The organism is Pseudomonas sp. K5002 (genome assembly GCF_013386655.1).
Lineage (GTDB): Bacteria > Pseudomonadota > Gammaproteobacteria > Pseudomonadales > Pseudomonadaceae > Aquipseudomonas.
The window spans coordinates 1-7,146 of the sequence record NZ_JACARK010000594.1 but is presented as its reverse complement, the minus strand read 5'-3'; the positions used below and the strand labels follow the sequence as shown (position 1 = coordinate 7,146).

At 61.1% G+C, this 7,146-nt stretch carries 6 protein-coding genes and 1 pseudogene; 5 read left to right on the top strand and 2 right to left on the bottom strand.

Annotation, left to right across the window (positions count from 1 at the left end):
* A pseudogene (locus tag HX846_RS24330) lies at positions 1-259 on the top strand (bifunctional methylenetetrahydrofolate dehydrogenase/methenyltetrahydrofolate cyclohydrolase); the annotation flags it as partial.
* A gap of 208 nt (positions 260-467) precedes the next feature.
* Positions 468-1,400, top strand: a complete 933-nt coding sequence (gene pbpG / locus HX846_RS24325) for a D-alanyl-D-alanine endopeptidase (RefSeq protein WP_003207851.1) — start codon at positions 468-470, stop codon at positions 1,398-1,400.
* A gap of 46 nt (positions 1,401-1,446) precedes the next feature.
* Here pbpG and HX846_RS24320 read toward each other — a convergent pair whose 3' ends face one another.
* Positions 1,447-2,076, bottom strand: coding sequence for a peptidase C39 family protein (locus HX846_RS24320; RefSeq protein ID WP_050550299.1), 630 nt, complete (start codon positions 2,074-2,076; stop codon positions 1,447-1,449).
* Between the two features lie 263 nt (positions 2,077-2,339).
* Here HX846_RS24320 and HX846_RS24315 point away from each other — a divergent pair, with 263 nt between their 5' ends.
* Positions 2,340-2,501: a hypothetical protein gene (locus HX846_RS24315; RefSeq protein WP_003207847.1), complete on the top strand. Its 162-nt coding sequence runs from the start codon at positions 2,340-2,342 to the stop codon at positions 2,499-2,501.
* Positions 2,502-2,505: 4 nt separating this feature from the next.
* On the opposite strand, the gene HX846_RS24310 is transcribed toward HX846_RS24315, so the two are convergent.
* Complete coding sequence (locus HX846_RS24310) at positions 2,506-2,916, bottom strand: hypothetical protein (RefSeq protein ID WP_003207845.1); 411 nt, start codon at positions 2,914-2,916, stop codon at positions 2,506-2,508.
* A gap of 216 nt (positions 2,917-3,132) precedes the next feature.
* Here HX846_RS24310 and HX846_RS24305 point away from each other — a divergent pair, with 216 nt between their 5' ends.
* Positions 3,133-6,354 carry an efflux RND transporter permease subunit gene (locus HX846_RS24305; RefSeq protein WP_087693205.1) on the top strand — a complete coding sequence of 1,074 codons (3,222 nt, stop codon included), beginning with the start codon at positions 3,133-3,135 and terminating at the stop codon, positions 6,352-6,354.
* On the top strand, positions 6,344-7,146 hold an 803-nt coding region (locus HX846_RS24300), incomplete at its 3' end, for an efflux RND transporter periplasmic adaptor subunit (protein WP_178966241.1). The genes HX846_RS24305 and HX846_RS24300, both read left to right, overlap by 11 nt.

Genomic DNA, 7,146 nt, shown 5'->3' with positions numbered 1-7,146 from the left:
CGTTGGACGCGCCGACCTGGTGGTCGTCGCCGCCGGCAAGCCGGGCCTGGTCAAGGGTGAGTGGATCAAGGAGGGCGCCATCGTCATCGACGTGGGCATCAACCGCCAGGACGATGGCAAGCTGGTGGGCGATGTGGTGTATGAAACCGCCCTGCCCCGTGCCGGCTGGATCACCCCGGTACCCGGTGGTGTCGGCCCGATGACCCGTGCCTGCCTGCTGGAAAACACCCTGTACGCCGCCGAAACCCTACACAGCTAATAACCAGCCGCTCTGAAAAAGCCCTGCCTTATCGCAGGGCTTTTTATTGGCCGAAAAAAAGTAGTTTTTTCTTTGTTTTTAAGGGGTTTCATCTGTTTTCAGAAGAACATTCGACAGTTTCTGATCCATACTCCTAAAATGTAACGGCATTTATCAGAAAGTCCGTGCAGAACGGTATATCCCTACTTTTTTTAGCGAGTTCATCCGCGTGAAAATTCATCTTTCCATTGTCAGCCTATTTTTTGCATTGACAGGCACCTTCGCGAGCGCAAGCGAAACCACCACCGCTCCCCGCGACATGTCCACCCTGCACATCGCCTCCGGCAGTGCGATGGTGGTAGACCTGCAGACCAACAAAGTCATCTATGCCAGCAACCCGGATGTCATCGTGCCGATCGCCTCGGTGAGCAAACTGATGACCGGCCTGATCGTGCTGGAAGCCAAGCAGAACATGGATGAATACATCGACATCAACATCAAGGACACGCCAGAGATGAAAGGCGTGTTCTCCCGGGTCAAGATCGGCAGCGAGATGCCGCGCAAGGAGATGTTGTTGATTGCCCTGATGTCCTCGGAAAACCGCGCCGCCGCCAGCCTGGCCCACCACTACCCGGGCGGCTACCCGGCCTTCATCGCGGCGATGAACGCCAAGGCCAAGGCACTGGGCATGACCAGTACCCATTACGTGGAACCAACCGGCCTGTCGATCCATAACGTGTCCACCGCCCGCGACCTGAGCAAGCTGCTGGCCGCCGCACGCAAGTACCCGATGCTCAGCCAGTTGAGCACCACCAAGGAAAAGACCGTCTCGTTCCGCAAACCCAACTACACCCTGGGTTTCTCCAACACTGACCACCTGATCAACCGCGCCAACTGGGACATCAAGCTGACCAAGACCGGCTTTACCAACCAGGCCGGCCATTGCCTGGTGCTGGTGACCAGCATGGGTAATCGCCCGGTGTCGCTGGTGATCCTCGATGCCTTCGGCAAATTCACCCACTTTGCCGATGCCGGGCGCATCCGCAGCTGGGTCGAAACCGGCAAGAGCGGCTCGGTGCCAGACGTCGCATTGCGCTACAAGGCTGACAAGAACCTGAAGAACCGCCCACGGGCGAATGTTCAGGTCACCGAGTCCCGCTGATCCGTAAATAGCGACATAAAAAACGGCGCCCTTGAGCGCCGTTTTTTTATTTGGCCTGACTGGCCAGTGCCTTGACTGCTTGGGCCGCCGCCTGTTCCTGGCCCGCCTGGGCTGTGGCGCTGGCAGCCTGCTGCCAGCGCTGGGCGTCGACCTTGACCGGCAACTGGGTGGGCCGCTGAATCAGTACCGCCCACTTGCCGCCGTCTTTCCACGCCGACTCAAACGCACTGAAATCCATCGGCATGCGTCGCGCCAAGCCTGAACGCAGCAGCACCATGCTCTTCTGCTTGTTGTAACCCACCACCACGACATACCGCGGACCGGCCCAGAAGGTCGAGCCCTGGGTGATACGCGCCATCACCGGGTACCCGGCCGCGACCTGTGCCAGCAGCGCCGGCAGCTGATCTTCCAGCGGGTACACCAACATCCCGTATTCACGGGCCAGCACCTGCATGTTGCGTTCAAGGTCCGCTTCAGCGCCCGGCAAATGCAGTGGCTTATCCAATAGCCCCGGTGTAATCACAATGCCTTGTTGAGACAGCATGCTGGCAAGAGCGGCTGGGCCACCGAGGTAAGTCTCACCGCGAAACGCCGGCACGCCCTTGAGCTCGACACTCTCCGGCAGCCCCGGGATGCTCGTGGGTTTTGGATGCGAGGAACAGGCCGCCAGCCCCATGAAACAGGCGGCGACCCACCAGGAGGTTTTAATGTTCGAGGGAAACCGCAACTTCTTCACTCACTTGATCAACGGTCGACGTGGGCCCTGATCATAGGACGCTCCGGGGCGCGGGTATAGCCTTGCAGCGCAGTAAAAGGCCGGCGATAGAGCAAACAAGTTGGACGCACACGACCATTGGTCAATAGCAGGCAACCTGCGGATAGCTAGACTGTCCATTGAGAAGACAGTGTGTGCCCGGCACCGGGCGAAAGGAGGCACTTATGAGCCTGACAACAACGATTCTGCTTTTGATCTGTGGCTGGCTGGCCGTCGCCGCCGCCATGCTGTGGGGCGTGATGCGCGTGACCCGCCGGCACCATCACCCACACGTAAAACCCGCAGCACCCGGCAAGCTGCACAAACCCGCCGGGCACCACGCCTGACGCCTTAGCCAGGCATGCAACTGAAGTCTTCGGTCTGCGCCAATTCCTTGCCGTGGCTATCCTTCAACTCGGCACGCACCGTCGTACCCAGGCTGGATTCCACCAGGGTGTAATGCTCGCCGGCCTTGAAGTTGCCGTAGGTCACATGCCCGCGACAATCCTGCTGGTTATCATCCCCCGCCTCTTCTTCAAACAAGGTGACGTCCAGGCGATGCGCGCCGGGTTTCACTTCGAAGTAGCGGCCATCATTAATGTTTTTACCGTCTACCCGCTCGGCCATCAGGTCGTTGGGTGCCTCCTCTTGCAAGCCGATCCAGGCTTCGCTCGGGTCCGCCTTCGGCATCGGGCCGGCACACGCCGACAACAACAGGACCGCACTCAAGGCCGGGATCAACAACAAGGGTTTAAGAGACATGGCAGAACTCCAAATGGATAAAGAGTGAACAGGCGAAACAGCTCCCGTTCGATCGGTATCCAGCTTGTTACTGTCACCATTGTTGAACAAATGAATACATATGAAAGGATCTTCAGCCGTTAACTAAATCTTCCTTCACCTGGCTGAAAGGTGCGTGTTAGGTGGGTCCGTCAAGACTGCGAGCGTTTGCAATCCAACTCCTTTGGAGGTTACGGCATGCTCGGGCTGGTAAAGACCGCACTGCTCAAGCCCTACACGTTTATCGTGCTGGCAATTTTCATCTGCATCATCGGGCCCATGGCGGCCTTGCGTACCCCCACTGACGTATTTCCCGATATTGGCATCCCCGTCGTTGCGGTGGTTTGGCAGTACAACGGCCTGTCTCCGGACGCCATGGCCGGTCGTGTGATCTACACCTACGAACGCTCCCTGAGTACCACCGTCAACGACATCGAGCACATTGAATCGCAGTCGTTACCCGGCATGGGCATCGTGAAGATTTTCTTCCAGCCCGGCGTGGACATCCGCACCGCCAACGCCCAGGTAACAGCAGTGTCACAAACCGTGCTCAAGCAGATGCCACCGGGCATTACGCCGCCGCTGATCCTCAACTACAGCGCCTCTACGGTGCCGATTCTGCAGATGGCGTTCTCCAGCCCCAGCTTGTCGGAAGCGAAGATCCGCGACCTGGTGCAGAACAACATCCGCTTGCCCCTGAGCGCCCTGCCCGGCCTGGCCATGCCCACGCCAATGGGCGGCAAGCAACGCCAGATCACCCTCGACCTCGACCCGCAGGCGCTGGCCGCCAAAGGTCTCTCGGCGCAGGACGTAGGCAACGCCCTGGCCCTGCAGAACCAGATTATCCCGGTGGGTACCGCCAAACTCGGCCCCAACGAATACACGATTTTGCTCAACAACAGCCCGAAGGCGATTGATGAGCTCAACGACTTGCCGATCAAGACAGTCGACGGTGCGATCATCACCATCGGCCAGGTGGCCCACGTGCGTGACGGCTCGCCGCCGCAGACCAACATCGTGCGCGTCGACGGCCACCGTGCGGTGCTGATGCCGGCCCTGAAAAACGGCAGCATCTCCACCCTGTCGATCATCGACGGCATCCGCCAGATGCTGCCGCGCATCAATGAAACCCTGCCGCCGTCGCTGAAGACCTCGCTGCTCGGCGACGCCTCGGTGTTCGTCAAACAGTCGGTGGGCAGCGTGGCCCAGGAAGGCATCATCGCCGCCTTGCTGACCAGTGCGATGATCCTGCTGTTCCTCGGCAGCTGGCGCTCGACCATCATCATCGCCGCGTCGATTCCCCTCGCGGTACTCTCGGCCATCGCCCTGCTGGCGGCCACCGGGCAAACCCTCAACGTCATGACCCTCGGCGGGCTGGCGTTGGCGGTGGGGATCCTGGTGGACGACGCCACAGTGACCATCGAGAACATCAACTGGCACCTGGAACAAGGCAAGGCGGTGAAGGACGCGATCCTCGACGGCGCCAAGCAAATCGTCGGCCCGGCGTTCGTGTCCCTGCTGTGTATCTGCATCGTGTTTGTGCCGATGTTCATGCTGCAAGGCATCGCCGGCTACCTGTTCCGCCCGATGGCATTGGCGGTGATTTTCGCCATGGCCAGCTCGTTCATTCTGTCGCGGACCCTGGTGCCGACCCTGGCGATGTTCCTGCTCAAGCCGCACGTGCCGGAGCAAGGTGAAGGTCATCACCCGGAAGATGAATTCATCAACCATCACGAGGGCGACCAGCACAAACCGCAGCGCAACGCGGTGCTGCAATCGGTGCTGAATTTCCAGCAGGGTTTTGAGCGTCACTTCTCCAACGTACGGGACGTTTACCACGGCCTGCTGACCCTGGCCCTCGGCGCCCGCAAGCGCTTCATCATCGGCTTCCTGGCGTGCATCCTCGCCTCGTTCCTGCTGCTGCCAAGTCTGGGCCAGGACTTCTTCCCGGCCACCGACGCCGGGGCCATGGCCCTGCACGTGCGCTTGCCGCTGGGCACACGCATCGAAGAGAGCGCGGCGGCCTTTGACCGGATCGAAGCGCGGATTCGCGAGATCGTTCCGGCCGACGAACTGGACACCATCGTCGACAACATCGGCATCCCGCTGAGCGGCATCGACATGGCCTACAGCAGCAGTGGCACCATCGGCCCACAGGACGGCGATATCCAGGTCACCCTGAAAAAGGACCATGCGCCCACCGCCGACTACGTGAAAAAACTGCGTGAAGCGTTGCCCGAAAGCTTCCCCGGCAGCCAGTTCGCATTCCTCCCGGCAGACATCAGCAGCCAGATCCTCAACTTCGGTTCGCCGGCCCCGCTGGACGTGAAAATCTCCGGGCGCAGCGATGAAGAAAACCGCGCCTACGCCATCGAACTGGAACGTCGCCTGAAACACATACCGGGCATTGCCGACCTGCGCATCCAGCAGTCCACCGGCTACCCGTCACTGCAAGTCAACGTGGACCGCATGCGTGCCAACGGCCTGGGCATCACCGAGCGTGACGTAACCAACAGCATGGTTGCGTCCCTGGCCGGCAGCTCGCAAACCGCACCAACGTTCTGGCTCAACCCGGCCAACGGCGTGTCGTATTCGATCGTGGCAGCCACCCCGCAATACCGCCTCGACAGCCTGCCGTCCCTGGAAGCGTTGCCGGTAACCGGTGCCGATGGTCAGTCGCAGATCCTCGGCGGCGTGGCGACCATCTCGCGGGTACAAAGCCCGGCGGTGGTGACCCACTACAACATCGAACCGACCCTGGACCTGTACGCCAACGTGCAAGGCCGCGACCTCGGCGGCGTCGCCAGCGATGTGCAAAAAGTGCTGAACGACATGGCCCCGATGCGCCCCAAAGGCGCGACCATCAGCCTGCACGGGCAGATCGATGCGCTGCATGAAGCGTTCAACGGCTTGAGCTTCGGCCTGCTCGGTGCGGTGGTGCTGATCTACCTGCTGATCGTGGTCAACTTCCAGTCCTGGACCGACCCGTTCGTGATCATCACCGCGCTGCCGGCAGCGCTCGCGGGAATCGTCTGGATGCTGTTCCTCAGCGGCACGTCATTGTCGGTGCCCGCACTCACGGGGGCCATCCTCTGTATGGGCGTGGCCACCGCCAACTCGATCCTGGTGGTGAGCTTCTGCCGAGAGCGCCTGGCCGAACATGGCGATGCACTCAAGGCCGCACTGGAAGCCGGCTACACCCGTTTCCGCCCGGTCTGCATGACCGCCCTGGCGATGATCATCGGCATGTTGCCGCTGGCCTTGTCCGAAGAACAAAACGCGCCGCTGGGACGTGCCGTGATCGGCGGCCTGATCCTCGCCACCACTGCCACTTTGCTGTTTGTACCCGTGGTCTTCAGCCTGGTCCACGGTCGTCACCCTACTCGCGCTGCTGCTGGAGAAACTTCACATGTCGTCTGATCACAAACCCTCGCGCAAGCGTCTGATGCTCATGGGTGTCGGCGGCCTGACACTGGCCGCCCTGTTGGTCGCCAACGGCCTGCACGCCCGTACGATGCATGAAAAATCCGTCACCGCCTGGACCGAAACCGCCGCCGTGCCGCAGGTGCTGGTGTTCCAGCCCAAACAGAACGCGGCCGGCGACACTCTGCGCCTGCCCGCGCATCTGGAAGCCTGGAGCAAGGCACCGATTCATGCGCGGGTCAGCGGTTACCTGAAAGACTGGAAAGTCGACATCGGCAGCCAGGTCAAGGCCGGGCAGATTCTCGCCGAGATCGACAGCCCCGACCTCGACCAGCAAGTGGCGCAAACCCACGCGCGCATGGTGCAGGAACAGGCCAACGCACGACTGGCAGAAACCACTGCCACCCGCTGGAAAAACCTGCTGGACAGCCATTCGGTATCGCGCCAGGAGGCCGATGAAAAAACCTCGAATGCCCTGGCCGCCAAGGCCAACGCCCAGGCCGCCGAGGCTGACTATGCGCGGCTCTCGGCGCTGGAAGACTACAAGACCATTCGCGCGCCATTCGCCGGTGTGATCACCGCGCGCAACACCGACATCGGCCAGTTGATCAAGGCTGACAGCGACAGCGATCCGGAACTGTTCGACATCGCCGACACCCACCAACTGCGCCTCTACGTGCCGGTGCCGCAGAACTACGCCGCGGTGATTCATCCCGGGCTGGCCGCCCAACTGACGGTACCCGAGCACCCCGGCGAACACTTCAGCGCGAAGCTGATGGGCGACTCCAC